We start from the raw sequence: 26,109 nt of genomic DNA on the forward strand, positions 1-26,109 counted from the left end.
GCGCCAGTACCATTACGGCTCTCTTTTTCCGGCAGGAGCGGTTGCATGATTGCGGGCAGTATGGTGGCACTGGTCACACCCATGGATGCACAAGGTCATCTCGACTGGGACAGCCTGGGCAAACTGGTGGACTTCCACCTGCAAGAAGGCACCAATGCCATCGTGGCGGTCGGCACCACAGGTGAATCGGCCACCCTCGATGTGGAAGAACACATTCAGGTGATCGAATTCGTGGTCAAGCGGGTCGCGGGTCGTATTGCCGTGATCGCCGGTACCGGCGCCAACTCCACGCGTGAAGCGATCGAGCTGACCAAAAACGCCAAGAAGGCCGGTGCCGATGCCTGCCTGCTGGTGACGCCGTACTACAACAAGCCGACCCAGGAAGGCCTGTACCAGCACTTCCGCGCCATTGCCGAAGCGGTCGACATCCCGCAGATCCTCTATAACGTGCCGGGTCGTACCGCGTGCGATATGAAGGCCGACACCGTGATCCGCCTGTCCACCGTGCCGAACATCATCGGTATCAAGGAAGCCACCGGCGACCTGCAGCGCGCCAAGGACATCCTGGCCGGTGTGAGCAGCGATTTCCTGGTGTATTCCGGTGACGACGCCACCGCTGTCGAGCTGATCCTGCTGGGCGGCAAAGGCAACATCTCCGTGACCGCCAACGTGGCCCCGCGCGCCATGAGCCAAATGTGCGCCGCCGCCATTGCCGGCGACGCCGTGACCGCCCGCGCGATCCACGAGAAGCTGATGCCGCTCAACAAGACACTGTTTATCGAATCCAACCCTATTCCCGTGAAATGGGCACTGACTGAAATGGGCATGATGCCGGACGGTATCCGTCTGCCGCTCACCCGTCTCAGCGACGCCTGTCACGAACCGCTGCGACAGGCCCTGCGCCAGTCCGGCGTCCTGGTTTAATTGAGGAAGCACTACGCATGAAGCGATTGGCCGGACTTTCCGCACTTGCCTTGATTATCTCCAGCACCAGTGGCTGCGGTTGGATCTGGGGCCCGGAAGGCTACTTCCGTGACCGCGGCAGCGATTACCTGGAAGCACAACCCACCAAACCGATGGAATTGCCGCCAGGCGTCAACGTCGCCAAGCGCCTTGACCCGTTGCTGCCCATTCCGCGCAACGTCGCCGACGACACCACCAAGGGTGAGTACGTGGTGCCGCGTCCACAGCCGATCTCGGCCGTGGCGGATGCCAGTGACTACAGCCTGCAGAAAAGCGGCGACTCTCGCTGGATCGTTGCTCAGCGCCCACCTGCCGAAGTCTGGCCGGTGGCCGTGCAGTTCTTCCAGGACAACGGTTTCCGCATCGACGAGCAGCGCCCGCAGACCGGCGAGTTCACCACTGCATGGCAGCAGGGCAGCGAACTGTCCGCCACCATGGCCAAGCGCTTGCAGGCCGGTCTCGTCGCCGCTGACAGCGAAGCCCGCGTGCGTGTACGCATCGAGCCAGGCGTGCAGCGTAATACCAGTGAAGTCTACGTAGTCAGCGCCGAGCGTCCTGCCGGCAGCACCGCCAACGTTGATTTCACCAACCGTTCGGTCAACACCGGTGTCGACTCGGCGCTGGTCGACGAGATGCTGGCGAGCATGAGCCGTATTTCCGAGAAGGGCGGTTCGGTTTCCCTGCTCGCCGCACGTGATTACGACACCCCGAGCCGCGTCAGCCTCACCGAGGACGGCAGCGGCAACGTGGTGCTCAACCTGGGTGAAGACCTCGACCGTGCCTGGGCCAGTGTTGGCCGCGCGTTGGAGCAGGGCCCTTGGCGTGTTGAAGACATCAACCGCAGCCTGGGCCTGTACTACATCAACGTGGCCGAGAAGGCCGAGCGTAAGGATGAAGAGCCTGGTTTCTTCGGCAAGCTGTTCGGCAGCAAGCCGACCAAGGAAGAAATCGAGACCCGTGCCGAGCGTTACCAGGTTCGCCTGAGCAAGGTTGGCGAAAGCGTGCAGGTCACCGTCGAGAAGAACATCAATACCGTTGCGCCGGCTGAAACAGCGCGCAAAGTGTTGGGCGTGATTCAAGACAACCTGGGCTGATCCGGTGCGTTTTGCCGTTCTCGGCAGCGGTAGCCAAGGGAACGGTACGCTGGTCGCCCACGACGATACGTACGTGCTGGTGGATTGTGGTTTCTCGTTACGGGAAACCGAGCGGCGCCTGCTGCGCCTGGGGGTTCACCCCGCGCAGCTGAGCGCGATTCTGGTGACCCACGAACATGCCGACCACGTGCATGGCGTGGGTTTGCTGTCTCGGCGCTACAATATTCCGGTGTACCTCAGTCGCGGTACCTTGCGCGGGATGCGCAAACCCATTGAACCCGCAGGTTTCCTGGCCGGCGGCGAGCAGCTGCAAATCGGAGCCTTGAGCGTCGATGTGATTGCCGTGGCGCACGACGCCCAGGAACCGACGCAGTATGTATTCAGTGATGGTGAACGGCGCTTCGGCGTACTGACCGACCTGGGCTCCTATTGCGCCAAGGTGCTGGACGGCTACCGGAACCTCGATGCCTTGATGATCGAGTCCAACCACTGCCGAGAGCTGCTGGCTCGCGGCCATTACCCCTACTTTCTCAAGCAGCGGGTAGGCGGCGAACTGGGACATTTGAACAACCACCAGGCGGCGTACCTGGTGTATGAGTTGGGCTGGCAAGACTTGCAACACCTGGTCCTGGCCCACCTGAGCAGCAAGAACAACCTGCCGCAGCTGGCCCGGCAATGTTTTGTCGACACCCTCGGGTGTGACCCGGACTGGCTGCAACTGGCCGATCAAGATTCAGGGCTCGACTGGCGACACATCGCCTAGCCCACCATTTAGCAAGCGGAGCCCATCATGGAAAAACGTGAAGAACTCTACCGCGGCAAAGCCAAGTCGGTGTACAAGACCGACGACGCCAACCGCCTGATCCTGCTGTTTCGCAACGACACCTCGGCGTTCGACGGCAAGCGCATCGAACAGCTCGATCGCAAAGGCATGGTGAACAACAAGTTCAACGCCTTCATCATGCAAAAGCTCGAAGCGGCCGGCATTCCGACCCAGTTCGACAAGCTGCTGGGCGACAACGAGTGCCTGGTCAAGAAACTCGACATGATCCCGGTTGAATGCGTCGTGCGTAACTACGCCGCTGGCAGCCTGGTCAAGCGCCTGGGCGTGGAAGAGGGCCTCAAGCTCAATCCCTACACCTTCGAGCTGTTCCTGAAAGACGACGCCAAGGGTGACCCGTTCATCAACGAATCCCACGTCGTGGCGTTCGGCTGGGGCACCGCTGAGCAACTGGCGCGCATGAAGGAGTTGTCCCTCGAGGTCAACGACGTGCTGAGCAAGCTGTTCGACGACGCAGGCCTGCTGCTGGTGGACTTCAAGCTTGAGTTTGGCGTATTCCACGACGGCTCCATCGTCCTGGGCGACGAGTTCAGCCCGGACGGCTGCCGCCTGTGGGACAAGGACACCAAGAAGAAGATGGACAAAGACCGCTTCCGCCAGGGCCTCGGTGACGTCATCGAAGCCTATGAAGAAGTCGCCAATCGTCTCGGCGTACCGCTTTAATCGACGCAAGCATCTGATAGCACGGAAAAAAATCGCTTCGGCGCTTTGCATCCACGAATCATGCTGTTATGATGCGCGCCGTTGGAGAGATGCCAGAGTGGCCGAATGGGACGGATTCGAAATCCGTTGTACCTTCACCGGTACCTAGGGTTCGAATCCCTATCTCTCCGCCATTACACAGAAAAAGCCCCGTAGCTGAACAAGCTACGGGGCTTTTTCGTTTCTGGGGATAAACCCTAAACCACAAACTTCGCAATCATCGTATTGAGATCCACCGCCAAGCGCGAAAGCTCCTGGCTGGCTGCAGTCGTCTGGTTCGCACCGGCGGCAGTCTGGGCCGACAGGTCACGGATATTGGTCAGGTTGCGATCCACCTCCCGGGCCACTTGGGCCTGTTCCTCGGAGGCGCTGGCGATGATCAGGTTGCCTTCGGTGATTCGGGTGATTGCATGGGTGATCTGCTCCAGTGACTCTCCCGCACTGTGGGCCACGGTCAGTGTCGAGCGTGCGCGTTCATTGCTGCTGTGCATCGCCGAGACCGCTTGGGTCGAGCCTTTTTGCACGCCGCTGACCATCTGTTCGATTTCCTGGGTCGACTGCTGGGTTCGATGGGCCAGCGCGCGGACTTCGTCGGCCACCACGGCGAAACCACGACCCGCCTCACCGGCGCGGGCGGCCTCGATGGCTGCGTTCAGGGCCAACAGGTTGGTTTGTTCGGCAATGGCACGGATCACGTCCAAAACCTTGGTGATGCCCTGGACGCTATCGGCCAGGCTCTGGATTTCCCCGGTTGCCGACGTCACTTCTTCGGCCAGCAGCGAAATCGACGCGACGGTGTCCATGACATGGCTGTGGCCGTTGCCTGCCAGGGTGTCACCGTCGCGTGAGGCATCGGCGGTGGTGATCGCGTTACGTGCGACTTCATCCACCGCGGCGGTCATCTGGTTGACCGCGGTGGCAGCCTGTTCGATTTCACCGTTTTGCTCGTGCAGCGCGCGGGTCGACTCCTCGGTCACCGCCGACAGCTCCTCTGCCGCCGATGCCAGTTGATTGGACGAGTCGGTTATCTGGTGGATGGTTTCGCGAAGGTCCGATTGCATGGTTTCCAGGGCGCGCAATAGCTGGGCAGGTTCGTCCTGGCCCTCGACGACAATCTTCACGGTGAGGTCGCCCTTGGCCACTTGTTCGGCGATGCTGACCGCCTGGTGCAACGGCACCACGATGCTGCGGGTAAACAGGGTGGCGAGGAGGGCGGTGAGCAGGGTTGCCAGCAGCATGGCGATGAACACCCATTTCACTGCGCTGGTGTACGTTGCGTCGGAACTCGTCGCCGCGTCGTCGGCTTCCTGGGTATTGATGACGAGCAGGTTCGCCAACTCGGAGCTGAGCCTGTCGCCCAGGGCGATCAGCTCGCCATTGAGCAGCGCGAGTGCTTGTGGTCGCTCGCCGCGTGCGGCCAGGGCCAATACCTGCTGCTGAGTTTGCAGGTATTGCGCCTGGACCGCCTTGAAACGTTCGAACGTAACCCGCTCGGCGTCCACTGCGAGTTTGCTGGTGTACAGGGCGTTGTCCGCTTGAATCTTCTCGCGCAGTTGCGAAAAAGCGCGCTGGCTGGCCTTCACCTGATCCGCGCTGTCCAGCAGCATGACCCGGTAGGTTGCCACACGAATCTCGGACATGGTGGTCTGTAGGTCGCCCAGGGCCAGGATGCTGGGCAGCCATTTCTTGTCGACTTCATCCGACTGGTTGGCCATGTCGCGCATCTGGCTCAGAGAAAACAGGCCCAGTAACACCACGAGCAAGCCGACCAGGCCAAAGCCAAAGGCCGAACGCAGCGCTATTTTCATCTTTCTTAAACTCATGAACTCCCCCGATAACAGGAAAAAAGGAGTGGCCGCCGCCTAGGTTTGTCCCCGCGAAATCGCAGGAGCAAGGGGGCGTCACTCTGTTGGTTTGGTTGTTTTAAAGGTGCGGCAGCGGGCTGTGGCCCATGCCGTGCATCACGGGCGAGCGCTGTGTGGCGGCGTTCCTGTCGATCAGCCATGGCAACAGGTTGTGCGCGGGCATGGGGCGAGCCAGCAAGTAGCCCTGGCCGGTTTCGCACCCCAGGTGGAGCAGGATGTCGCGTTGCTCAGGGGTTTCGATGCCTTCGATCACCACGCCGATATTCAGCTCGCGCGCCAGTGACAACACGCTGGAGATGGCAGCTCGGCTACGCGGTTCCGATGACAGGTCGCGAACAAATTCGGCATCTATTTTTATTTCGTTGAACGGTAAACGGCACAGGCGCTGCAAGGAGGAATAGCCGCCACCGAAATCGTCGATGGATAACCCGCAGCCCATCATGCGCAGGCGCACCATGTTCTCCAGGCTGAGCGAGCCGGGGTCGAGCGTGCCGGTCTCCGTCATCTCGAAAGACAGGCAGGCGCCCGGTGCGTCGAAGCGTTTGAGCAGCAAGGCAATGTGCGTACTCATTTGGGGGTTGGCAAACTGGCTCGCGTTGACATTCACCGCGAACGTGAGTGACAGCCGGTTGGCCAGCGCTGCCTTGCGCAGCGTCAAGCATTGGTCTACCTGCCGATAGAGCAAACTGTCCAGCAGGCCATGCTGTTCCAATACCGGAATAAAGGAAGCGGGCGTCAGAATGCCTCGCTCAGGATGGTTCCAGCGTGCAAGCGCCTCTACGGAAGTGACCTGCAGGGTGCGGATATCGAATTTGGGCTGGTAAAAGACCTCCAGCTCGCCGTTTTCCAAGGCCCTGAGCACCTGGTGTTCGTTGTTCTCATCTGCGACGTGCAGCGGGTAAGGATTACGCGGGTCGTGGTCGAGGTACTTGCTGACCAGCCTTTTCACATCGTGCTCATACAAGGGTTTGCACAGCTGACCGAGCACGCGCAGGCCGAGCAGTGTCGCCATCCCGCTAATGGCTTGGCGCAAGTCAGGAGCGATACTGCTGGTGATCACCACGGATTTCAGTGCGTGCCGTTGGCTCGCGCGCCGCATGAAGGTCATGCCGTCCATGCCTGTCATACAGATATCGCAAAATGCGATGTCTACCGGCCCGTGGCCTTCCAGCAACTGCAGTGCCTCACAACCGTCCGAGGCTTCAAGAATGCGCGTACAACCCAGGTGGGCGAGGAGCGCGACAGCGTAACGGCGCTGTACTGGCTGATCCTCCAGCACCAGGACGCGAAGGGTGGACATTGACATCAGAAGGGCTCACCGAAAGGCTAAGGCGCTAGCTTGCCTAAGACTGATGGCCTTTTAATCTCGAAATCCCTTACGCCTTTGCAAGAAATTTCTTAAAGTGATTGTCCACTGGCATGCGCCTGCAGCAGCGCCAACAGCCGCTGCATGCAATGTCCCATGGCGGCCGTCGAGGCGACCAGTACGGTTCCCTCGACCTCCTTCGCGCAATGGGCCTCAAGGTTCTCGCAGGTGAGGATCAGTTGCTCATAGTGGATAAGTTTCGCCCCGCCTTTGACCCGGTGCGCCAAGTGGGCCAAGCCTGCGCGGTCATCGCACGCGAGCAGCTCGGTCAGCTGCTGCAGGTCGGCCTGGGTGGCCGACGTCAGTTCTTCGCGCAACGTGTGCAGCGCCGATAAGTTGCCCAGCGTCAGCGTGTTCAAATGCGCATCCAGTGAGTCGCCGGTCAGCTCCCCACTTGTCTCGTTGCTGAAGTATTGCGATTGCAGTTGCTGCAGCCGTGTACTCAGTTGATCCAGGCTGATCGGCTTGAAGAGACAATCATCCATGCCGGCTTCCAGGCAGCGCTGTTTCTCTTCGGCAACGGCGTTGGCGGTGAAGCCCAGCAGCACACAGCCGGGCTCGCCTCTGGCCTGCTCAGCCTGGCGAATGGCCTGGGCCAGTTGGTAGCCGTTCATGCCCGGCATATCGCAGTCTGTCACCACCACATCGAAAGGCTGCGCGTTCCACAAGGCCAGGGCTTGGGCACCGTCACACGCATCCTGCACCTCATGGCCCAGGTAGGTGAGTTGCTGTGAAAGCACCAGGCGGTTGGCGGCGTAATCGTCGACGACCAACACGCTGAGCGCCAGGCTCGGCGGGCTGTCGAGCGGGTCGCAAGCCGGCGTCGGCGGTGCATCCGCTGCCGGCAGAACGAGCCTCACGGTGACTCGCGTGCCTGTGGCCGGAGTGCTGGACAACTCCAGGCTGCCGCCCATCATTTCGACCAACGACCGGCTGATCACCAGACCCAGGCCTGAGCCTTGTTGCTGCTTGCCGGCCTGGCTGAATGGCGAGAACAACTGCTGCTGATCGGCTTCGCAGATGCCCACGCCGGTGTCCACGATGCTCACCGATAACGGCATCGGTTGAGAGGCTTGCGCGGCTGGCGCGTGGGCGGTGATACGCACTTCGCCCACCGCAGTGAACTTGATCGCATTGCTCAGCAGGTTGGCGATAATTTGCTTGAAGCGCATGGCATCGATCAGCACGTTGCGGTCCAGGGCTGGGTCGATTTCCAGCTTCAGGGCAATGGCCTTCTCGCGTGCCAGGCCATCGAACACCCGCGCCACCGAGGTCAATAGCTGATACGGGTTTGCACTGTCTGGCGCCAGGCTCTGGCGTCCGGATTCGATACGGGCAATGTCGAGTACGTCCCCGATCAGCGCCAGCAGTTCCTTGGCGGCGCCCGATGCGACATCGATGGCAGCCCGGTCGAAGACGCCTTGGTCGGATTTGCGCGAGGCCATTTCGAGCATACCCAGTACCGCATTCATCGGGGTGCGAATCTCATGGCTCATGGTTGCCAGAAACGTGGTCTTGGCCCGATTGGCGTTGTCTGCTTCCTGCTTTGCCGCGTGCAGTTGTTCTACCAGGCGCTGACGGTCGCTGACGTCGACCCAGCCACCGATCAAGCCATCGACACTGCCTTCGCTGCCACGAAAAGGCAGGATCCAGTGATAGATCGTCAGTATTTCACCACTGGGCAAGACCAGCAGTCGATCACGTAGCATCGGTTCGTCGGCGGCCATTACAGCAAGGTAGTCACGGTGGTATTCCTGGGCCTGCTCTTCGCTGGAGAGCAAGCTTTGCATCACGGTAGTGCCCAGCAACTGTCGCTCGTCCTCGACGCCGAAGACCTGTCGGTAAGCCCTGTTGCACAGCAGCAGGCGCCCCTGGCGATCCCGCACATAGGTGGGGTGAGGCGTGCCGTTGATCAGTACACGATCAAATTCAAGCCGTGCGCTCAACGCGCGTTCGGCGCGTTTGCGGCGCAGCACCTGGCGTCGCAGCAATACAATCCACACACAGGCGCTCAGCAAAAGCACGGCCGCCAGCGCAAAGCCCTGCAGGATTGCCGCCCGGTGTTTGCTCCAGTAGCTGTCGTCCAGCACCACGGGGCTGCGCCAGCGGTTGGTCAGTTCGTCCATTTCCTCGGGCGAGATACTGAGCAGCGCCTTGTTGAGGATCGAGAGCAGTTGCGGCGAGGCGTGATCAACTGCGAACGCCAGTTGCGCAGCACGAGCACCGACGGTTGCACTGATTTTCAGTTGGTCAGGGTAATTTCGGGCTATCAGGTAACGCGCGCTGATCAGCGTGCTGACACTGGCATCCACGCTGCCTTTGGCGAGCAACGAAAACGCATCGGCCAGACTCTTCGCCTCGATGATCTGCACCGTCGGAAACTGGCGTTCAATGGTCTCCCGGCTGGCGTTGCCACTGATGATCGCCAGGCGTTTTCCCGACAAGTCCTGCAGGTTGTTCGGGCTGTCCGGTGCGTTGCGCGTCACCAGTACAAAGGGCGTGGACAGGTAGGGGCGGCTGAAACTGACGCGTCGTTCGCGGTCGACGCTGGGCGTCAGGGCCGCCAGCAAATCGGCTTCACCCTGGTTGACCTGGGTAATCATTGCGTCGACCGATGTGCCTTTTTGCGGGTCGAATTTCAACCCGGTCCGCAGGCTGATTTTCGCGATCACGTCGGCACTCAGGCCCCTGAAACGTTCGTGCTCATCAAAAAAAGTGAACGGCAGAAAGTCTTCGTTAATGACCACTTTGAGTCGGGGGTGCTGTGCCAGCCAGCGCTGTTCCTCGACGCTGAACTGCACTTGATGCGTACCGGAAATACTGACGCCACCGGCATTCCAGCGGCGTGCGATGGTCATCTGTTCACTGGAGGGAATCGCTTGCAGGGCGGCGTTGACCAGGTGCAGCAGGTTAGCGTTGCGGCGTGTCGCCGCGAACGAGAAGTTGTTGACCTCCATTCGCGAAAAGTCCACCAGTTGCACATTGTTCAGGTAGCTCTTGTTGATCAGGTAGCTGGCCGTCACCGAGTCGCCCAGGTAAAGGTCCGCCTTGGAAAACGCCACTGCACCGATTGCATTGAGGATCGAGGGGTACAGTTTGAAGGTGGCCTCCGGGTAGAACGCCTGCACCGCGCTCAGGGGCAGATAGTGATCGACCATGGCAACCGTTTTGCCCGCCAGGCTCGGGTCGACCAGCGGCGAATCGTTGCTGCGCGCCACCAGCGTCGGCTGGTCAAGGGTGTAGGGGTCTGATAGGAGAAGGTCCGGGTCTGCGGCCTCAAAGCCATTGGCAGACGCCAGCAGGTCGATGTCACCGCGTTTGAGCGCCTGGATAACCTCGGTGCGATTGGGGTAACGCAGTACGTGTATGGGTACCGTCAGCAATTGGCCGATCAGTGCCAGGTAGTCCGCGCTGATGCCCTCGAACTCGTGGTTATGGTTGCTGATGTCAAACGGCGGGTAGTCAGGGTCGGATGTGCCCACGCGCAGCTGTTTCTTAGCGCTCAGCCGCTTCAAATCGGCGGGGCTCAACGGCAGTTGGCTGTCTTGCAGGGTGGATCTTCCCAACACCGTTAACGTGACTGGCGCCTCAGCCGCCCAGGCCATGTGAACACTTGCCCCTATCAACAGCATGGCGGCGAACAACTTCAAATCAAAGGTCCTTAATGCGGTGCAGAGAGGGCGTAACCCGTCCGGAATTGAGTAGTGGCATTAAAGCATTATGGTACATTGTCGCCATTATTGCCGACGAAGCACCACTAAACACCGAGGAAGGCTGCAGATGTATAAAGTCCTGGTGGTCGATGACCACCCTTTTATCAGGACCGCGCTGCGTACGCTGGTGAGTGGGGAAGGCTATGAAGTCGTAGGTGAAACCGACAACGGCGTCGATGCCATCAGTCTGGTGCGTCAACTGGCCCCGGACCTGGTGTTGCTGGATATCACCATGCCGCGCCTTGACGGTATTGCGGTGATCGAAAGAATCCGTGCCCTTGAGTTGAACACCCGCATTATTGTGCTCACGTCCCTCTGCTCAGAGCACTACGCCACGCGCTGCATCGGCGCCGGCGCCTCGGGGTTCATCAGCAAGACCGATGAGCTGAACGTGCTCGCCCAAGCCATGAAAACCGTGATGAAAGGCTACGTCTACTACCCCGAAGCAGTGGTGGCGTTCTCGAAGAAACACGAATTGGCCGTGGATGAGGCGCAACTGATCGCCTCACTGTCCAACCGTGAACTGTCGGTGTTCCAGCAGCTTTCCCAAGGCATTAGCAATAAGGACATTGCCCAGAATATGTTGCTCAGCAGTAAGACGGTGAGTTGCTACAAGGCACGTTTGTTGGCGAAGCTGAACGTGAAATCGGTGGTGGACTTGGCGGACGTTGCCCGGCGCAATAATCTGATTTGATGCGGTATGAAGTGCGACCTACATGAAGATCGCGCCTGTCTTACACATTTCCAAAACGTTGCGCACAGGCAGCGCATTGCGACCCTCCAGGGAACTCATTATCTTTCGGTCTCGACGATTTCTAAGGTAGAAATCACTGCACCGCAAAGGAAATGCACCATGAGCACGAACACTAAGAAAACCTCCAGCACGATGGCCTCGTTGGCCGCAGAAACACTCAACAATCCGAATGCCTCGGCGATTGCCAAAAGCCTTGCAGCGTCCGCGTTGGCTCAGAGCGGTACTGACAAACAGACCGGTGCCGTGATGGAAGAGAAGGCGGGCAAGGTCCTACGGAGCGGTCAATACCGTGAGGAGACTAATTCCCTTGCCGCGTCGGTGCTTTCCCAGGCCAATAAAGAACGCTGAAACCTGCGCCCCATCATGAAAAAGCCCGGTGGCTGAGCAAGCCACCGGGCTTTTTGGTTTCCGAGCGGTTTATTTTTCGCGGCGCCCTGAAACAAAATTCCATCCCCGGCGAATAACTTTCCCTCCTGCGGTGTTCACCCCACAGACCACCCAGGGAACGCCCATGAACAGCCTATCCGACCGCTACGACCGCCTGACCCGCGCCTTTCACTGGCTGACCGCCGCAGTGGTGATCTTCATGTTTGCCAGTGCCCATGTCTGGGAAAACCTGGCGAAGGGGACGCCGCTGCGCAAGGGGCTGCAGTCGGTGCATATCTCGTTGGGCATCGCCATGGCGCTGTTGATCGCCGCGCGCCTGCTTTGGCGGCTGTTCGGTGGCAAGCGCCTCAAGGCCGACAGTCACCCAGCGCTTAACCTGCTGGCAAAAATGGCGCATGGTTGCCTGTACCTGTTGTTGCTGGCGCAGATTGCCCTGGGGTTCCTGTTTCGTTGGGTCCAGGGCGAGCCGTTCAACTTTTTCGGGCTGTTTTCCGTTCCCGCGCCTTTCGGGGTCGATCATGAGTGGCGGGGCACCCTGGGTGACCTGCACAACGACGTGGCGTGGGCGATTATCGTGCTGGCGGGGCTGCATGCCGGGGCTGCGCTGTGGCATCACTGCGTGATGCGCGACGGCACCTTGCGCCGCATGCTGCCCCGCCCGCGGAGTGCTTGGCAAAAATAACGTTTGCGGCTGTACCACCCTGTCGTTGCGGAGCAATACAACCATGAAGACTCACCCTCCACACCTGCTCAACCCTCACCGCGCGCTGTTGTTCGGTGCCTGCCTGGCGGCCGCGTTGTTGGCCGGGCAGGCACGTGCTTCGGGCGATGAATCGGCACCGCCCAAGCCCAACTGCCCCAAGGGCCAGGTCTGGGATACCAAGACCGGCAAGTGCGTGCTGCAAACCAGCAAGGCCACCTCGGATGCCGACCGCACCGATTACGCCTACCGCCTGGCCAAGGACGGGCGTTACACCGAAGCCCTGGCTCTGCTCGACACCCTGCAAAACCCGAACACCGCCAAGGCCTTGAACTATCGCGGCTACGCCACGCGCAAATTGGGTCGCACCGACGAAGGCATCGGCTACTACCTGCAATCCGTGGCGCTGGACCCCAATTACGCCCAGGTCCGTGAGTACCTCGGTGAAGCCTACGTGATCAAAGGGCGTCTAGACCTGGCGCAGGAGCAGTTGCTGAAAATCAAAGCCCTGTGCAGCACCACCTGCGAAGAATATGAAGACCTCGCTGAAGCCATCGCTGCCGCACCACGGGTATGAAACCGGTGATTGAACGAGCAGGGGGCCGCCATCACCAGAGACGCTGAGTTTCGTCGCGAGCTAGGCCTGTTGTTGCCACGTTTATGGCGATACGGGCTGGTGTTGTCGCGGCAAAAGCATCTGGCCGAGGACCTGGTCCAGGCCACCTGTGTGCGCGCATTGGAGCGAACCGGGCAGTTCGCGGCAGGCACGCGGCTGGATCGCTGGTTGCTGGCGATCATGCACTCGATCTGGCTTAACGAACTGCGCTCGCAACGGGTGCGGCAGGGGCAGGGCTTCGTCGATGCTGAGCAAGCCTTGTCGTTCGATGGCGAAAGCCAGGCCCAGGACCAGGTGCTGGCCGCGCAAGTGATCAAGCGCGTCAACGGCCTGCCCGAAGCGCAACGGGAGACGGTGTTTCTGGCGTATGTCGAAGGGCTTTCCTATAAGGAAATTGCCGACGTCCTGCACATACCGGTGGGGACGGTGATGAGTCGGCTGGCGGCCGCACGCGCCAAGCTTGCCGAGGCGCCCCCCTCCAATCACCGAGCGGAAAAAACCAGCGGAGAACGACGATGACCGACCTTAATGCACCGTCCGACGAGCTGCTGGTGGCGTATCTGGATGGCGAACTGGACGCTGAGCAGCGTCGGTTTGTCGTCGACCAGCTCCACGCTCATCCCGCTGTGGCTGAGCGTCTGGCGGCATTGCAATGCGCTGATATGCCTTTCAAGGCCGCGTTTGAGGGGGTGCTGGATGAGGCTCCCACCGAACGCTTGAACGCAATGCTCAAGGCGCTGCCAGCGAGAGAACCGCCTGCCTTGAGTCGCCGGCGATTCCTGGCGGTGGCGGCGAGCTTTGCGGTGGCCGGCGTCGTTGCCGACCGCCTGTTCATGGCATGGCCCCATGCCGAGTCCGGCCAGGGCTGGCGTGCCTCGGTCGCTGAATACATGGCCTTGTACACGCCCCAGACCCTGGAGAATCTAAGCGACGATCGCGCTGCTCATGTCGCGCAACTGCGTTCTGTTGGCACACAACTGGGCCTGCCATTGTCCCCAGACGCAGTGAGCCTGCCCGGTGCCGAGTTCCGGCGCGCGCAGATCCTCAACTATGACGGCGTACTGATCGGCCAGTTGACCTACCTGGACCCGCGCCACGGTCCACTGGCGCTGTGCATTACCGCGAGCCAAAAGGGCCCGGCGGGCTTGGCGACTGAGCAGCGGCGGGGAATGAATGTGGTGTATTGGTCCAACGCGTCCCATGGTTTCATGTTGATCGGCAGGAACCCTTTCGACGATTTACAGATCATGGCGCGCAGCGCAGAGGAACGCCTACTGGGCTAACCGTGCCCTGAAGCTATCGATAAACACGCGTTCTGCCCGGCTCATCTTTTGCTCCCGATTCCACAGCAGATAAATGTCCACATCCGCGATGCCTTCATCCGGCGGCAGCCGCCACAGCAAGCCGTTTTTCACATCGTCCGCCACCACATGAATCGGCAAGCAGCCCAGGCCAAACCCGGCGATCACCAGCCGCCGCACTTCTTCCAGGCTGGATGACGACGCCACGATGCGCCCACTGAAGCCCTGTTGGTCGCGAAATATGGTCAGCGGCGAGAGCATCCCGCCGATTTGATCGCTGGTGAAACTCACGAAGTTTTCCGACTGCAAGTCGCCCTCGGCCAGGGCGCTGCGACCAAACAGCGGGTGGTGGCGCCCGCAAAAGAAAGCATAACGTTGGCGCAGGAACAGGTGCTGTTCCAGGCGCGGTTGTGGCCGGCGATTGAGGCTCAGCCCCAGGGTCGCCGTTTTTTCGAGAAGGGCCGCGACGATGTCGGAGCTGCGCATTACCTCGACATCCAGATCCACCCGCGGATGTTCGCGGTGAAAGCCTGCGAGAAAGTCATCGAACAGGTCGGAATTGATGCGGCTGATCGTCAGCAAGCGCACTTTGCCAATGACCTCGTCGCCCGGTTTTTGCAGCGCGTTGCTCATCTGCGATACCTGGCCGTACATCTCGCCGGCGATGGCGAAAATCTGCTCGCCAGCTTCGGTGAGCACAAAACGCGGACCACGGCGCACGATAAGTTGGCAGTCGAGTTGTTCTTCAAGACGCTTCAGGGCCTGGCTGATCGCCGGTTGGGTCAGGTGCAGGCGGGCGGCGGCGCGACTGATGCTCAACTCCTGGCCGATCACGCGAAAGGTGCGCAGCAGGTTCCAGTCCAGGCGGTCGTTGAGCAGCGGGTGAACGTCGCGGCGAAACTCAGGCATGCTCGGGCTCGATAATAAGCAGGATTTATAATTGGAATAATAAATAGAAAATTGACTAATCATAGCCCCGAGACAAAAAATCCTCCTGACAAGCGCCTTCAGAGCGCACGCGTTTGACCCTTCTCCTGCCAAAAAAATAACCAAAGGAGCCAGCCCCATGAAGCCATCCGCTTCGCCCCAGCCCCGCCGTGCTGCGGCCGCCGCTTTCATCGGCACCATGATCGAGTGGTACGACTTTTACATCTATGCCACCGCCGCCGCGCTGGTATTTGGCCAACTGTTTTTCCCCTCCGAAGACAAGCTGTTCAGCACCATGGCCGCGTTCGGCACGTTTGCCGTGGGCTTCTTCGCGCGGCCGTTGGGCGGCATTGTGTTCGGGCATATCGGCGACCGGATCGGGCGCAAGAAATCCCTGGTGATCACCCTGGTGATGATGGGGGTGGTCACCGTGTGCATCGGCTTGTTGCCGACCTACGCCCAGATCGGCGCCGCGGCACCGGTGCTGCTGATCCTGCTTCGCGTCGTGCAGGGCATTGCCGTCGGCGGCGAGTGGGGCGGGGCGGTGTTGATGGCGGGCGAGCATGCGCCGAAAGGTCGGCGTAACTTCTTTGCATCCTTCGCGCAATTGGGTAGCCCGGCGGGGTTGATCCTGTCGTTGCTCGCCTTCAGTGCGGTCACTCGTTTACCGGAAGACCAATTGCTCAGCTGGGGCTGGCGCGTGCCGTTCCTTGCCAGCGCCTTGCTGTTGGTGGTGGGCCTGGCGATTCGCCTGGGCGTGAATGAGTCGCCTGAATTCCTCGAAGACAAAGCCCTGGCGGAAAAAGCGCGAGCGATCAAGAAAGACCAGGCCCCAGTGATCGAAGTGCTGAAAACCGCCTGGCGCCCGCTGTTGCTTTGCATCGGCGCGAACACCCTGGGCATCGCCGGCGTGTATTTCACCAATACCTTCATGATTGCCTACAGCACTCAGCAATTGGGCTTGCCGCGTTCGTTGATTCTGGAGTGCCTGTTTTTCGTGGCCATCATTCAGTTCTGCGTCCAGCCCCTGGCCGCGTGGGTGGCGGAGAAAGTCGGTGCCACGCGCTTCCTGTGCGCGATGACGGTATTGGCAATGGCGTCGCCTTACCCGATGTTCGTGCTGGTGAGCAGTGGCCAGGCGCCGCTGATCATCCTTGGCATCGCCCTGGCGGTGGTGTGCATGGCCTCCTTTTATGCCGTGATCGCCGGGTTTGTCAGTGGCCTGTTTGAAACCCGCGTGCGCTACACGGCGATCTCCCTGGCGTATCAGGTCTGCGGTGCGCTGGCGGGTGGGCTCACGCCGCTGATCGGCACGTGGCTGGCCCATGAATACCAGGGCCAATGGTGGCCGATGGCAGTGTTCTACAGCCTGATCGCGGCGGTCTCGCTGGTGTGCGTACTGGCGTTGTCGCGCCGCCACGCCACCGCTCACCGTCATGAGATGGCCCATAGTGTTTGATGGAGCGTGTGCAATGTTGAAGATCAATGGCGAGCGCCTGTGGGCCAGCTTGATGGCCATGGCCGAGATTGGCGCCACGGCTCGCGGCGGCAGTTGCCGCCTGGCGCTGAGCGCTGAAGATAAAAACGGTCGAGAACTGTTCAGCCACTGGTGCAACGCTGCCGGGCTGACGTTGAGCGTGGATGCCATCGGCAATCTGTTCGCTCGGCGTGCCGGCACGGATAAGGACGCGGCACCGGTCATGATCGGCAGCCACCTCGACACCCAACCCGAAGGCGGGCGCTTTGATGGTGTCTACGGTGTACTCGCCGGCCTGGAAGTGATCCGCAGCCTCGACGACCACGGTATCCAGACGCGCAAACCCTTGGAAATCGCCGTATGGACCAACGAGGAGGGCGCGCGTTTCACCCCGGCCATGCTCGGCTCGGCGGTGTTCACCGGCACCCTGTCGCTGGACGAGGCCCTGGCCACGGCCGATGTCGATGGCATCCGCGTGGCCGAGGCATTGCGCGCCACGGGGTATAACGGTTCGCGCCCATTGGGCGGCGCAGTGGATGCGTATTTTGAAGCGCATATCGAGCAGGGCCCGATCCTTGAGGACAATGCCAAGAGCATTGGCGTGGTCACCGGTGGCCAGGCGATTCGCTGGTTGGATGTGCGCGTCGACGGCATGGCCGCCCACGCCGGTACGACGCCGATGGCGTTGCGTAAAGATGCGCTGTATGGCGCCGCGCAAATGATCCAGGCGCTGGAGGCACTGGCGGCGGATTTTGCCCCGCAAGGCCTGACCACCGTCGGCGAACTGAACATCGCCAAATCATCGCGCAATACCATTCCAGGATTGTTGACCTTCACCGTCGACCTGCGTCATCACCGCGACAGCGAGATCGACGCCATGGAGCAACAGGTACGCCAGCGGTTACACGCCATCGCCGAACAGCGTGGCCTGAGCGTGACTGTCAGCCCCCACTGGGTCAGCCCCGCCACGCCATTCGACAGCGAGTGTGTCGCGTGCGTGCAAACCTCGGTGGACGCCCTGGGCTACAGCCAGCAACGCATCGTCAGTGGCGCCGGCCACGATGCCATCCACCTGGCGCGCTACTGTCCGACGGCGATGATCTTTATCCCGTGCGTGGGCGGCCTCAGCCACAACGAGGCCGAAGACGTGCTGCCCGAGGACGTGCGCCAGGGCACCGATGTATTGCTCAACGCCGTGTTGAAACGCGCCGGCCAGGTTCAGTAAGGAGAATTTTAATGCGTACGTTTTTCCACCCCGAACAACTCCTGCACCATCCGCGCAGCTACTACTCCCGTGGGCAGATGCGCACGCCACAGGAAGTCCCGGAGCGCGCCCGCAACCTGTTGCTGGCCGCACAGACCCTGGGCTTCGACATCCAGCAACCGCAGGATTTTGGCCTCGACCCGCTGCTGGCCGTCCACGGCGCGCCGTACCTGACCTTCCTCCAGGAAGCCCATCAGCGCTGGAAAGAAATCCCCGAAGAGTGGGGTGACGAAGTCATGTCCAACATCTTCGTACGTGAACCCAACGCCTTGCGCGGCATCCTCGCCCAGGCTGCGCGCTACCTGGCGGACGGCAGTTGCCCCGTTGGCGAGCTCACCTGGCGCTCGGCCTACTGGTCGGCCCAGAGCGCGGTCGCGGCCGCCAGGACTATTCTTGACGGCGCCCCGGCCGCCTACGCACTGTGCCGCCCACCTGGGCATCACGCGCGATACGACGCTGCCGGCGGGTTCTGTTACATCAACAACGCGGCCGTTGCGGCGCAAGCCCTGCGCCAAGGCTTCCAGCGCGTCGCGGTGCTCGACACCGACATGCACCACGGGCAAGGCATCCAGGAGATCTTCTACGACCGCGACGACGTGCTGTATGTGTCGATCCATGGCGACCCGACCAACTTCTATCCTGGCGTGGCCGGCTTCGCCGAGGAGCGCGGACGTGCGGCGGGTGAAGGCTTCAATCTCAACCTGCCGATGCCCCACGGCGCCAGCGAGGCGGTGTTCTTCGAAAACCTGCAACGGGCCCTGGCGGCGGTGAAAGACTTCTCGGCGGATGTGCTGGTGCTGTCGCTGGGTTTCGATATCTACGAACTGGACCCCCAGAGCAAGGTTGCGGTAACGCGCGAAGGGTTTGCGCGTTTGGGCGCGTGCATCCGAGGGCTGGGGCTGCCGTGTGTGATCGTGCAGGAAGGTGGCTATCACCTGGAAACGCTGGACAGCAATGCGCAGGCGTTTTTCAGTAGCCCGCAGGCTTGGCAGAATTAAACCGGCTGCTGTTGCAGGGGGGCTGTCCTGTAAGCAATGGGCGGCAGGGTTATCAGCGTAGTCTGGCTCCGGTACGCATGGCGCCTCATCGGCTCCCATACGATAATGCTCGCCACCCCGACCACTTTGGCCTCCCTACCGTGATCATCAACTTCGACCTCAACGACCTCCAGGCTTTCCGTGCGGTTGTAGACAAGGGCAGTTTCCGTGGTGCCGCCGAGGCCATCCGCATCTCGCAACCGGCCCTGAGCCGGCGGATCGAAAAGCTCGAGACTGCCCTCGACGTCAAGCTGTTCGAGCGCACCACCCGGCGCGTCAGCCTGACCATGGTCGGCCGCGCGTTCCTGCCGCAGGTCGAACGCATGCTCGACGACCTCGACGTGGCGCTGATGGGCATCAGTAACGTCGCGTCCACGCGCATGGGCAATGTCACCATCGCCTGCGTGCCGTCGACCGCGTATTACTTCATGCCCCACGTGATCTCCGAATTCCACAAGCTGTACCCGAAGATTCGCCTGCGGGTGCTGGATGCCAGTGCCGGCGAGGTGTGCAATGCGGTGGAAAGTGGCGAGGCGGATTTTGGCGTGAGTTTCAGCGGCAGCCTGGCCGATGAAGTGGAGTTCGAACTGCTGTTGCAAGAGCGCTATGTACTGGCGTGTCGCCGTGACCACCCGTTGGCCCAACGCGACAGCGTGACCTGGGTCGAGGCCTATGAGCACGACTACATCACCGTCGACAAAACCTCTGGCAACCGTTTCCTGCTCGACCAGGCCTTGCGCGGTGTGCGAGTGAAAAAGCCGAGTATTTGCGAGACGCACCACGTGACCACGATGATCGGTCTGGTGGAGGCGGGGTTGGGGGTCGCGATGGTGCCGTCGATTGCCATGCCCGCCATTGAACACCCGATTCTGGTGAGTGTGCCGCTGGTGGAGCCGCAGGTGATGCGCAATGTGGGCTTGATCAAGCGCCGCGGGCGGACGTTGCCACCGGCGGCGCTGGAGTTGGAGCGGTTAGTGCGGGAGATGCCGTTTCGCTCAGCGTGACACCGAGTCCAGGCCGGTGGATTGCACCACCGGTTGCGCTTCGGGCGAGGCCAGGTAATGCAGCAGCGCCTTGGCCTGCTCCGGGTGCTGGGCGTTGACTGGAATGCCAGCGGCAAAGCGCGTCACCGATTGCACGTCTTCCGGGATCTTGCCGACGTAGGTCACACCCGGCACCGGCAACAATTCCGCCACCTGCTGCAGGCCCACTTCGTAGTCACCCTTGGCGACCTGCTCGGCCACCGGGAGGCGTTCGATCATGGTGCCCTTGGCGGGCATGCCGAGCTTTTTGAACAGCTCTTTCTCGACATACACACCGCTGGCACTGTCCGAATACGCCACGGACTTGGCCTTGCTCAGCACGGCTTTGAGCTCGGCATCAGTCCCGATGGCAGGCTTTGCTGCACCTTCTTTCACTACCAGGCCGATGCGCGAGTCCGCGAGCTCCACGCGGGAGGCCGGGTCGACCTTGCCCTGCTTGATCAGCTCATCCAGGGCGTAGCCGACCATGATCACCACGTCGGCATGTTCGCCACGGGCCAGGCGGTTGGGAATCGCTTCCGGCGCCTTGCCCATGGAGGGGCCGAGAATGGTGTCGAGGCTGTCACCGCTTTGCTTGGCGTACTGCGGGCCGAGCAATTTATACGCGGCGGTGAAGCCGCCGGAGGTCATCACCTTGAGCTGTTCGGCCTGGGCCGTCAGCGCCAGCGCGCCGAGGGCCAGGCCCGTCAGGGTCTTGAACAGTGCCTTCATTGCGCGGCCCCCTGCATGACCTGCCCGCGAGCGTTGGCGCGGCGATACAGCGCCAGGGTCGAGCACAACGCGCACAGCGCAGCGAACATCATCCAGTAGGCCGGCGAGGCCTTGTCTTCGGTGATGTGAATGAACCAGGTCGAGATCGCCGGGGTGAAGCCGCCGAAGATCGCGGTCGCCAGGCTGTAGGCCAGGGAGAACCCTGCCACGCGCACTTCCACGGGCATGATCTCGGTAAGCGCCGGGATCATTGCGCCGTTATACATGCCGTAGAGGAAGGAGAACCACAACAGGGTTTCCAGCATATGGCCGAAGCTTGGCGCATTCACCACGTAGGACAGCGCTGGATAAGCGGTGAGGACGGTCAGTGCGGTCATGGCGATCAGCACCGGCTTGCGGCCGAAACGATCACTCAAGGTACCGCCGATCGGCAGCCAGACAAAGTTCGACACCGCCACCAGCAGGGTTACCAGCAGTGCATCGGAAGTGCTCAGTTGCAGCACGGTCTTGCCGAAGGTCGGCGCGTACACAGTGATCAGGTAGAACGCGGTGGTGGTCATCGCCACCATCAGCATGCCGCCAATCACCACGGTCCAGTTTTTCACCAGGGTCGCCAGCACTTCGCGCATGGTCGGCCGATGCTTGCGGTTGGCGAACTCCTCGGTCTCCTGCAGGTTGCGACGCAGGAAGAAGATGAACGGGATGATCACGCAGCCGATGGCAAACGGAATGCGCCAGCCCCAATCGGCCACTACGGCCGGTTCCATCCACACGTTCAGGCCATAACCCAGCGCGGCGGCGACCACGATGGAGATCTGTTGGCTGCCCGATTGCCAACTGGTGTAGAAGCCTTTGCGGCCTGGGGTGGCCATTTCAGACAGGTACACCGACACACCGCCCAGTTCTGCACCGGCAGAGAAGCCCTGCAACAGGCGGCCCAGCAGCACCAGCAAGGGCGCCCACAGGCCAATAGTGTGATAACCGGGCACCAGCACGATCAGCAGCGTGCCGCTGGCCATGATCGAGAGCGTCACGATCAGCCCTTTGCGACGACCGACGTCATCGATGTAGGCACCCAGGATGATCGCGCCCAACGGACGCATCAGGAAGCCTGCGCCGAATACGGCGAAGGTCATCATTAATGACGCAAACTCATTAGCGGCAGGGAAGAACGCGGCAGCGATGTAGGTGGCGTAGAAACCGAACAGAAAGAAGTCGAACTGTTCGAGGAAGTTGCCCGAAGTAACGCGGAATACCGCACCCACTTTCGAACGGGCAGAGTCGGGCCGGGAAGGGCTAGTCATGGTTTTGTGTCTCCAGCGTTCTTTTTAAAGTGCTTGTTTCGCCTAAGACTTCGAATAGTGGCTGACACATTTAGAAATGATAAGTGACAAATTTGGATAGATTGATGTTCATTGGCTATCAATCGGCGGTGCAGTCCAAAATGTCTTCGCTGTTCTATGCTTGCAAAGTGACCAATTCTTACGGATGGGAGGTGGCAATGGCTGACCAACACACACCGCAGGACGCACCGGAGCGCGAGCGACCCCGGCGGCAGGAGGAAGAAAAACCGCAGACCTGGAAGCATCCCGATGACGGGACGGAGCTGTCCGAGCGCGACCAGGAACGTCCGCTCAAGCCCTGACCTCAAGCTCAACACCACCCCACTGAGGGAGCGGGCTTGCCCGCGAATGCGGTGTGTCAGTCAACCAATGTGTCGGCTGATCCACTGCTTTCGTGGGCAAGCCCGCTCCCACACTTGTTGTGCGCGCGCATCCGTCTGGGAAACTATTTGACATATTTGATTTGTGATCACATATTGAGGCCATAAGAACGACAACACAGGTTTTGCCTCATGACAGATGGTCCGCTCCTCCTGCCTACCCTGCGCCAGGTGTCCCGCGATACCTTGCAAGACCAGGTCTATCGCCAGATCCGCGAAGCGCTGATGAGTGGCCGCTTCCAGCCCGGCCAGAAACTCACCATCCGCGGCCTTGCCGAAGCACTGGGTTCCAGCCCCATGCCGGTGCGCGAAGCGCTGCAGCGCCTCAGCGCCGAAAACGCTTTTGAAGTCACCGAAACCTCTCGACTGCGCGTGCGCCTGATGACGGTCGAACGTCTGCGCGAAATCCGTGATGCACGGGTCGCACTCGAAGGTTTGCTGGCGGAAAAAGCCGTGCTGCGCCTGCAAAAAGCCGACCTCGATGAAATCACCGACCTGTGCCAGCAGATGCAGCACGCCGCTGACGAAGTCGACGTGTCCCGCTACCTGTGGACCAACTTTGCCTTCCACCGGCGCATCTACGCCGTGGCCCAAGCCGAATTGACCATGGCCGCCGTGGAAAACTTCTGGCTGCACATGGGCCCGTGCTTTGCGCTGGTCGCCCCGGATAAAGCTCACCTGCAACGCTCGATGGAGGCGCACACGCGCATCGTTGAAGCGCTGGCTGCCCGTGATGGCGCCGGCGCACGCGCCGCGGTGACCGATGACATCATGCAGGCCGCCGACTCCCTGGCGCGCCTGCTCGTCAAGAACGACCGTACGCGGTCGTCTGCTTCAGGAGGTAAACGTGCATGAGTGTCCTACAACGGCTGCAGCCCTATCCTGGGTTACGTGTGTTGATTTCCGGCGGGGCTGCCGGCATCGGTGAAGTGCTGGCGGCGGCGTATCTGGAAGCCGGTGCCCAAGTGCATGTGTGTGATGTGAGCGAGCCGGCCCTGGCCGCGTTTCGCGACAAATACCCAGGCACCGTCGCCACCCGTGCCGACGTCAGCGATGCCGCGCAGATCGAGGCGGTGTTCAAGGTGCAGCACGAGCATTTCGGTGGCCTCGATGTGCTGGTCAACAACGCCGGGATTGCCGGGCCCACCGGCGGCATTGACGCGATCAGCGACGCGGAGTGGCAAGCCACCATCACGGTCAATCTCACCGCGCAATACCGGTTTGCCCACCACGCGGTGCCGATGCTCAAGGCATCGTCCCACGGCCATCTGCTGCATATCGCCTCGGTGGCGGGGCGCTTGGGCTACGCGTGGCGCACGCCGTATGCGGCGACCAAATGGGCGATTGTCGGCTTGATGAAGTCCTTGGCGTCGGAGCTGGGCGAGAGTGATATTCGCGTCAACGCCTTGTTGCCCGGCATCGTCGAAGGCCCGCGCATGGACGGCGTGATTCGCGCCCGTGCCGAACAGGTCGGCGTACCCGAAGCCGAGATGCGCCAGGAATACCTCAACAAGATTTCCCTCAAGCGCATGGTCACCGCCGAAGACGTGGCAGCCATGGCTCTGTTCCTCTGTTCGCCCGCCGCGCGCAACGTGACCGGCCAGGCGATCAGCGTCGACGGTAACGTCGAGTACCTGTAAGTCACGCAAGACCACATCGCGCTGTACCCAGGATTTTTTTCATAAGAATAAAAGCCGGAGATTCGTCATGCCCAAAAATCGTCCTGTCATCATCACCTGTGCCGTTACCGGTGCGATCCATACGCCGTCGATGTCGCCGCATCTGCCCATCACCTCGCAGGAAATTGCCGATGCCGCGATCGGTGCCGCCGAAGCCGGCGCCGCGATTGTCCACTTGCATGCGCGCGACCCGATTGACGGCCGTCCCAGCCAGGATCCGGCCTTGTTCGCCGAATTCCTGCCGCACATCAAGGCCGCCAGCGACGTGGTGATCAACATCACCACCGGTGGCGCACCGACCATGGGCGTGGAAGAGCGCCTGCAACCGGTGATGCAGTTCAAGCCGGAATTGGCCTCGCTGAACATGGGCTCGATGAACTTCGGCCTGTACGAAATGCTCAACCGCTTTACCGAGTTCAAGCACGACTGGGAGCGGCCATACCTGGAAGACAGTGACGACCGGATCTTCCGTAACACCTTCCGCGACATCACTCACATCCTCAATTCGTGCGCCGAGAACCGCACGCGTTTCGAGATCGAGTGCTACGACATCGGCCACCTGTACACCGCCGCGCACTTCCTGGAGCGCGGCCTGCTCAAGCCGCCGTTGTTCATCCAGTCGGTGTTCGGCCTGCGCGGCGGTATCGGCGGCCACCCGGAAGACCTGGCGCACATGCGTCGCACCGCCGACCGCCTGTTCGGCGACGACTATGTGTGGTCGATCCTCGGCGCCGGGCGTGGGCAGATTCCGCTGGCGACCATGGGCCTGTCGATGGGCAGCAACGCCCGTGTCGGCCTGGAAGATTCGCTGTGGGATGGCCCGGGTAAGCTGGCCGCGTCGAACGCCGACCAGGTACGGCGCATTCGCACGGTGATCGAAGCCCTCGGCCACCGGGTTGCCACGCCGGATGAAGCGCGGGAAATCCTCGGGCTCAAGGGGCGCGACCAGGTCAATTTCTAACCCGACAAACTGCCGCGTCAAGGCGCGGCCTGCATCCCGCACAACAACAATAAGGGGATCACACCATGCGTATCGAAGTGCTTGTCGACGTCAAGACCACCCTGGGCGAAGGCCCGGTGTGGGACGTCGAGCAACAACGCTTGTATTGGATCGACAGCGCCGACGGCCGCATCCTGCGCTGCACCGACGACGGCCGCGAACTGCGTGCGTGGGAGGTGGGCCAGAAGATCGGCTCCATGGCCCTGCGCCAGGCGGGCGAGTCGGCGATTGTCGCGCTGCAGAATGGCGTGCACACGCTCGACCTCGACAGCGGAGAGCTCGACCTGGTCATTGACCCGGAACCGCACCTCCCCGACAACCGCCTCAACGATGGCAAGGTCGACCGCCAGGGCCGCTTCATCTTCGGCTCCATGGACACGCAGGAAGACCACGCCAGCGCCAAGCTCTACCGCCTGGACGCCGACTTGAGCCTGCACACCCTAGACGAAGGCATCATTGTGTCCAACGGCCCGTGCTGGAGCCCGTCGGGAGAGACCTTCTACTTTTGCGACACCTGGTCCGGCGATATCTGGGCCTACGACTATGACCTCGCCACCGGCCATGTGAGCAACCGCCGCACCTTTGCCAAGGTCGATACCGCTGGCGGTGGCGCCGCCGACGGCTGCACCGTGGATGCCGAAGGCTGTCTGTGGCAAGCCTTGGTCTACGCCGGAAAACTGGTGCGCTACACCCCGGATGGCCAGGTCGACCGCATCATCCAGATGCCGGTGAAAAAGGTCACCAGCCTGACGTTTGGCGGGCCAAACCTGGACACCCTGTTTGTGACTTCCATGGCCAAGCCGCCACTGCCGCGTTTTCCGGCGGACGGCCAGCAGCGCGGAGCGCTGTTCGCCATTACCGGGTTGGGCGTGCAAGGAATAGCCGAGCGACGATTCGCCAGCTAGCGCGTGTGTGTGACAAGGCATATTCCTTCGCAACCTTTTGT

At 61.3% G+C, this 26,109-nt stretch carries 25 protein-coding genes, 1 tRNA gene and 1 pseudogene; 20 read left to right on the top strand and 7 right to left on the bottom strand.

The window, feature by feature from the left end; all coding sequences use genetic code 11:
• Window positions 1-45: 45 nt before the first annotated feature.
• The 5 genes from dapA to CQ002_RS24835 all read left to right on the top strand — a co-directional run bounded on the left by dapA (window position 46) and on the right by CQ002_RS24835 (window position 3,734).
• Window positions 46-924: a 4-hydroxy-tetrahydrodipicolinate synthase gene (gene dapA / locus CQ002_RS24815; RefSeq protein WP_034104131.1), complete on the top strand. Its 879-nt coding sequence runs from the start codon at window positions 46-48 to the stop codon at window positions 922-924.
• A gap of 17 nt (window positions 925-941) precedes the next feature.
• Window positions 942-2,057: an outer membrane protein assembly factor BamC gene (bamC, locus tag CQ002_RS24820; RefSeq protein ID WP_105161796.1), complete on the top strand. Its 1,116-nt coding sequence runs from the start codon at window positions 942-944 to the stop codon at window positions 2,055-2,057.
• Window positions 2,058-2,061: 4 nt separating this feature from the next.
• The gene (locus tag CQ002_RS24825; protein WP_034104133.1) at window positions 2,062-2,820 is read left to right on the top strand and encodes an MBL fold metallo-hydrolase; all 759 of its coding nucleotides are present in this window, start codon (window positions 2,062-2,064) and stop codon (window positions 2,818-2,820) included.
• Between the two features lie 27 nt (window positions 2,821-2,847).
• Window positions 2,848-3,561, top strand: coding sequence for a phosphoribosylaminoimidazolesuccinocarboxamide synthase (purC, locus tag CQ002_RS24830; RefSeq protein WP_105161797.1), 714 nt, complete (start codon window positions 2,848-2,850; stop codon window positions 3,559-3,561).
• 83 nt (window positions 3,562-3,644) lie between these two features.
• A tRNA-Ser gene (locus CQ002_RS24835) sits at window positions 3,645-3,734 on the top strand.
• 63 nt (window positions 3,735-3,797) lie between these two features.
• Here CQ002_RS24835 and CQ002_RS28995 read toward each other — a convergent pair.
• From CQ002_RS28995 to CQ002_RS24850, 4 genes and pseudogenes are all read right to left on the bottom strand, one after another.
• Entirely contained in the window at window positions 3,798-4,661 is an 864-nt protein-coding gene (locus CQ002_RS28995) for a methyl-accepting chemotaxis protein (RefSeq protein ID WP_371919471.1), read from the bottom strand.
• Window positions 4,653-5,423: pseudogene (locus CQ002_RS29000) on the bottom strand (MCP four helix bundle domain-containing protein); the annotation flags it as partial. The pseudogene CQ002_RS29000 and the gene CQ002_RS28995, both read right to left, overlap by 9 nt.
• A 100-nt stretch (window positions 5,424-5,523) precedes the next feature.
• Entirely contained in the window at window positions 5,524-6,771 is a 1,248-nt protein-coding gene (locus tag CQ002_RS24845) for an EAL domain-containing protein (protein ID WP_105161798.1), read from the bottom strand.
• A gap of 92 nt (window positions 6,772-6,863) precedes the next feature.
• On the bottom strand, window positions 6,864-10,481 hold the full coding sequence (locus tag CQ002_RS24850; RefSeq protein ID WP_234010402.1) for a transporter substrate-binding domain-containing protein: 3,618 nt from the start codon (window positions 10,479-10,481) through the stop codon (window positions 6,864-6,866).
• A 130-nt stretch (window positions 10,482-10,611) separates the two neighbouring features.
• Here CQ002_RS24850 and CQ002_RS24855 point away from each other — a divergent pair, with 130 nt between their 5' ends.
• From CQ002_RS24855 to CQ002_RS24880, 6 genes are all read left to right on the top strand, one after another.
• Window positions 10,612-11,238 carry a response regulator transcription factor gene (locus CQ002_RS24855; RefSeq protein WP_034104136.1) on the top strand — a complete coding sequence of 209 codons (627 nt, stop codon included), beginning with the start codon at window positions 10,612-10,614 and terminating at the stop codon, window positions 11,236-11,238.
• Window positions 11,239-11,397: 159 nt separating this feature from the next.
• Window positions 11,398-11,646: a hypothetical protein gene (locus CQ002_RS24860; protein ID WP_034104138.1), complete on the top strand. Its 249-nt coding sequence runs from the start codon at window positions 11,398-11,400 to the stop codon at window positions 11,644-11,646.
• A 163-nt stretch (window positions 11,647-11,809) separates the two neighbouring features.
• Window positions 11,810-12,367, top strand: a complete 558-nt coding sequence (locus CQ002_RS24865) for a cytochrome b (RefSeq protein ID WP_105161799.1) — start codon at window positions 11,810-11,812, stop codon at window positions 12,365-12,367.
• A gap of 43 nt (window positions 12,368-12,410) precedes the next feature.
• On the top strand, window positions 12,411-12,962 hold the full coding sequence (locus CQ002_RS24870; protein WP_105161800.1) for a tetratricopeptide repeat protein: 552 nt from the start codon (window positions 12,411-12,413) through the stop codon (window positions 12,960-12,962).
• A 72-nt stretch (window positions 12,963-13,034) separates the two neighbouring features.
• Entirely contained in the window at window positions 13,035-13,520 is a 486-nt protein-coding gene (locus CQ002_RS24875; protein WP_034104260.1) for an RNA polymerase sigma factor, read from the top strand.
• A complete protein-coding gene (locus tag CQ002_RS24880) occupies window positions 13,517-14,284 on the top strand; it encodes an anti-sigma factor (RefSeq protein ID WP_105161801.1) in 768 nt (255 codons plus the stop codon). Before CQ002_RS24875 ends, CQ002_RS24880 begins: the two co-directional genes overlap by 4 nt.
• Here CQ002_RS24880 and CQ002_RS24885 read toward each other — a convergent pair.
• Window positions 14,273-15,211, bottom strand: coding sequence for a LysR family transcriptional regulator (locus tag CQ002_RS24885; protein WP_034104143.1), 939 nt, complete (start codon window positions 15,209-15,211; stop codon window positions 14,273-14,275). The two genes, CQ002_RS24880 and CQ002_RS24885, sit on opposite strands and share 12 nt — an antisense overlap.
• Window positions 15,212-15,368: 157 nt before the next feature.
• Here CQ002_RS24885 and CQ002_RS24890 point away from each other — a divergent pair, with 157 nt between their 5' ends.
• The 4 genes from CQ002_RS24890 (at window position 15,369) to CQ002_RS24905 (ending at window position 20,011) form a co-directional block, all read left to right on the top strand.
• Complete coding sequence (locus tag CQ002_RS24890; protein ID WP_034104144.1) at window positions 15,369-16,688, top strand: MFS transporter; 1,320 nt, start codon at window positions 15,369-15,371, stop codon at window positions 16,686-16,688.
• Between the two features lie 13 nt (window positions 16,689-16,701).
• Complete coding sequence (locus CQ002_RS24895) at window positions 16,702-17,931, top strand: Zn-dependent hydrolase (RefSeq protein WP_034104150.1); 1,230 nt, start codon at window positions 16,702-16,704, stop codon at window positions 17,929-17,931.
• Between the two features lie 11 nt (window positions 17,932-17,942).
• Window positions 17,943-18,968, top strand: a complete 1,026-nt coding sequence (locus CQ002_RS24900) for a histone deacetylase family protein (protein ID WP_105161802.1) — start codon at window positions 17,943-17,945, stop codon at window positions 18,966-18,968.
• 140 nt (window positions 18,969-19,108) lie between these two features.
• Window positions 19,109-20,011 (top strand): LysR family transcriptional regulator, encoded by a 903-nt coding sequence (locus CQ002_RS24905; RefSeq protein ID WP_034104154.1) that lies wholly within the window; start codon window positions 19,109-19,111, stop codon window positions 20,009-20,011.
• On the opposite strand, the gene CQ002_RS24910 is transcribed toward CQ002_RS24905, so the two are convergent.
• The gene (locus tag CQ002_RS24910; RefSeq protein ID WP_034104156.1) at window positions 20,003-20,761 is read right to left on the bottom strand and encodes a substrate-binding domain-containing protein; all 759 of its coding nucleotides are present in this window, start codon (window positions 20,759-20,761) and stop codon (window positions 20,003-20,005) included. The genes CQ002_RS24905 and CQ002_RS24910 overlap by 9 nt on opposite strands.
• Window positions 20,758-22,065: an MFS transporter gene (locus CQ002_RS24915; RefSeq protein WP_034104158.1), complete on the bottom strand. Its 1,308-nt coding sequence runs from the start codon at window positions 22,063-22,065 to the stop codon at window positions 20,758-20,760. The genes CQ002_RS24910 and CQ002_RS24915 overlap by 4 nt, the downstream gene beginning before the upstream one ends.
• 197 nt (window positions 22,066-22,262) lie before the next feature.
• Between CQ002_RS24915 and CQ002_RS28365 the strand changes: the two genes are divergently transcribed.
• The 5 genes from CQ002_RS28365 (at window position 22,263) to CQ002_RS24940 (ending at window position 26,068) form a co-directional block, all read left to right on the top strand.
• Entirely contained in the window at window positions 22,263-22,406 is a 144-nt protein-coding gene (locus CQ002_RS28365; protein ID WP_164403684.1) for a hypothetical protein, read from the top strand.
• Between the two features lie 210 nt (window positions 22,407-22,616).
• Window positions 22,617-23,339, top strand: coding sequence for a GntR family transcriptional regulator (locus CQ002_RS24925; protein WP_034104162.1), 723 nt, complete (start codon window positions 22,617-22,619; stop codon window positions 23,337-23,339).
• Window positions 23,336-24,124: an SDR family oxidoreductase gene (locus CQ002_RS24930; RefSeq protein ID WP_034104164.1), complete on the top strand. Its 789-nt coding sequence runs from the start codon at window positions 23,336-23,338 to the stop codon at window positions 24,122-24,124. Before CQ002_RS24925 ends, CQ002_RS24930 begins: the two co-directional genes overlap by 4 nt.
• Window positions 24,125-24,191: 67 nt before the next feature.
• Window positions 24,192-25,124 (top strand): 3-keto-5-aminohexanoate cleavage protein, encoded by a 933-nt coding sequence (locus tag CQ002_RS24935; protein WP_105161803.1) that lies wholly within the window; start codon window positions 24,192-24,194, stop codon window positions 25,122-25,124.
• Between the two features lie 65 nt (window positions 25,125-25,189).
• Complete coding sequence (locus tag CQ002_RS24940) at window positions 25,190-26,068, top strand: SMP-30/gluconolactonase/LRE family protein (protein ID WP_034104169.1); 879 nt, start codon at window positions 25,190-25,192, stop codon at window positions 26,066-26,068.
• Window positions 26,069-26,109: the final 41 nt, after the last annotated feature.

Source organism: Pseudomonas sp. MYb13 (assembly GCF_002980075.1).
GTDB lineage: Bacteria > Pseudomonadota > Gammaproteobacteria > Pseudomonadales > Pseudomonadaceae > Aquipseudomonas > Aquipseudomonas lurida.

What these genes read in the sequence shown, in the direction of transcription:
- dapA (WP_034104131.1), top strand. Translation starts at nt 46, where the DNA reads ATGATTGCGGGCAGTATGGTGGCACTGGTCACACCCATGGATGCACAA.
- bamC (WP_105161796.1), top strand. Translation starts at nt 942, where the DNA reads ATGAAGCGATTGGCCGGACTTTCCGCACTTGCCTTGATTATCTCCAGC.
- purC (WP_105161797.1), top strand. Translation starts at nt 2,848, where the DNA reads ATGGAAAAACGTGAAGAACTCTACCGCGGCAAAGCCAAGTCGGTGTAC.
- CQ002_RS28995 (WP_371919471.1), bottom strand. Translation starts at nt 4,661, where the DNA reads ATGCAATCGGACCTTCGCGAAACCATCCACCAGATAACCGACTCGTCC.
- CQ002_RS24845 (WP_105161798.1), bottom strand. Translation starts at nt 6,771, where the DNA reads ATGTCAATGTCCACCCTTCGCGTCCTGGTGCTGGAGGATCAGCCAGTA.
- CQ002_RS24855 (WP_034104136.1), top strand. Translation starts at nt 10,612, where the DNA reads ATGTATAAAGTCCTGGTGGTCGATGACCACCCTTTTATCAGGACCGCG.
- CQ002_RS24860 (WP_034104138.1), top strand. Translation starts at nt 11,398, where the DNA reads ATGAGCACGAACACTAAGAAAACCTCCAGCACGATGGCCTCGTTGGCC.
- CQ002_RS24865 (WP_105161799.1), top strand. Translation starts at nt 11,810, where the DNA reads ATGAACAGCCTATCCGACCGCTACGACCGCCTGACCCGCGCCTTTCAC.
- CQ002_RS24870 (WP_105161800.1), top strand. Translation starts at nt 12,411, where the DNA reads ATGAAGACTCACCCTCCACACCTGCTCAACCCTCACCGCGCGCTGTTG.
- CQ002_RS24880 (WP_105161801.1), top strand. Translation starts at nt 13,517, where the DNA reads ATGACCGACCTTAATGCACCGTCCGACGAGCTGCTGGTGGCGTATCTG.
- CQ002_RS24885 (WP_034104143.1), bottom strand. Translation starts at nt 15,211, where the DNA reads ATGCCTGAGTTTCGCCGCGACGTTCACCCGCTGCTCAACGACCGCCTG.
- CQ002_RS24890 (WP_034104144.1), top strand. Translation starts at nt 15,369, where the DNA reads ATGAAGCCATCCGCTTCGCCCCAGCCCCGCCGTGCTGCGGCCGCCGCT.
- CQ002_RS24895 (WP_034104150.1), top strand. Translation starts at nt 16,702, where the DNA reads ATGTTGAAGATCAATGGCGAGCGCCTGTGGGCCAGCTTGATGGCCATG.
- CQ002_RS24900 (WP_105161802.1), top strand. Translation starts at nt 17,943, where the DNA reads ATGCGTACGTTTTTCCACCCCGAACAACTCCTGCACCATCCGCGCAGC.
- CQ002_RS24910 (WP_034104156.1), bottom strand. Translation starts at nt 20,761, where the DNA reads ATGAAGGCACTGTTCAAGACCCTGACGGGCCTGGCCCTCGGCGCGCTG.
- CQ002_RS24915 (WP_034104158.1), bottom strand. Translation starts at nt 22,065, where the DNA reads ATGACTAGCCCTTCCCGGCCCGACTCTGCCCGTTCGAAAGTGGGTGCG.
- CQ002_RS28365 (WP_164403684.1), top strand. Translation starts at nt 22,263, where the DNA reads ATGGCTGACCAACACACACCGCAGGACGCACCGGAGCGCGAGCGACCC.
- CQ002_RS24925 (WP_034104162.1), top strand. Translation starts at nt 22,617, where the DNA reads ATGACAGATGGTCCGCTCCTCCTGCCTACCCTGCGCCAGGTGTCCCGC.
- CQ002_RS24930 (WP_034104164.1), top strand. Translation starts at nt 23,336, where the DNA reads ATGAGTGTCCTACAACGGCTGCAGCCCTATCCTGGGTTACGTGTGTTG.
- CQ002_RS24935 (WP_105161803.1), top strand. Translation starts at nt 24,192, where the DNA reads ATGCCCAAAAATCGTCCTGTCATCATCACCTGTGCCGTTACCGGTGCG.
- CQ002_RS24940 (WP_034104169.1), top strand. Translation starts at nt 25,190, where the DNA reads ATGCGTATCGAAGTGCTTGTCGACGTCAAGACCACCCTGGGCGAAGGC.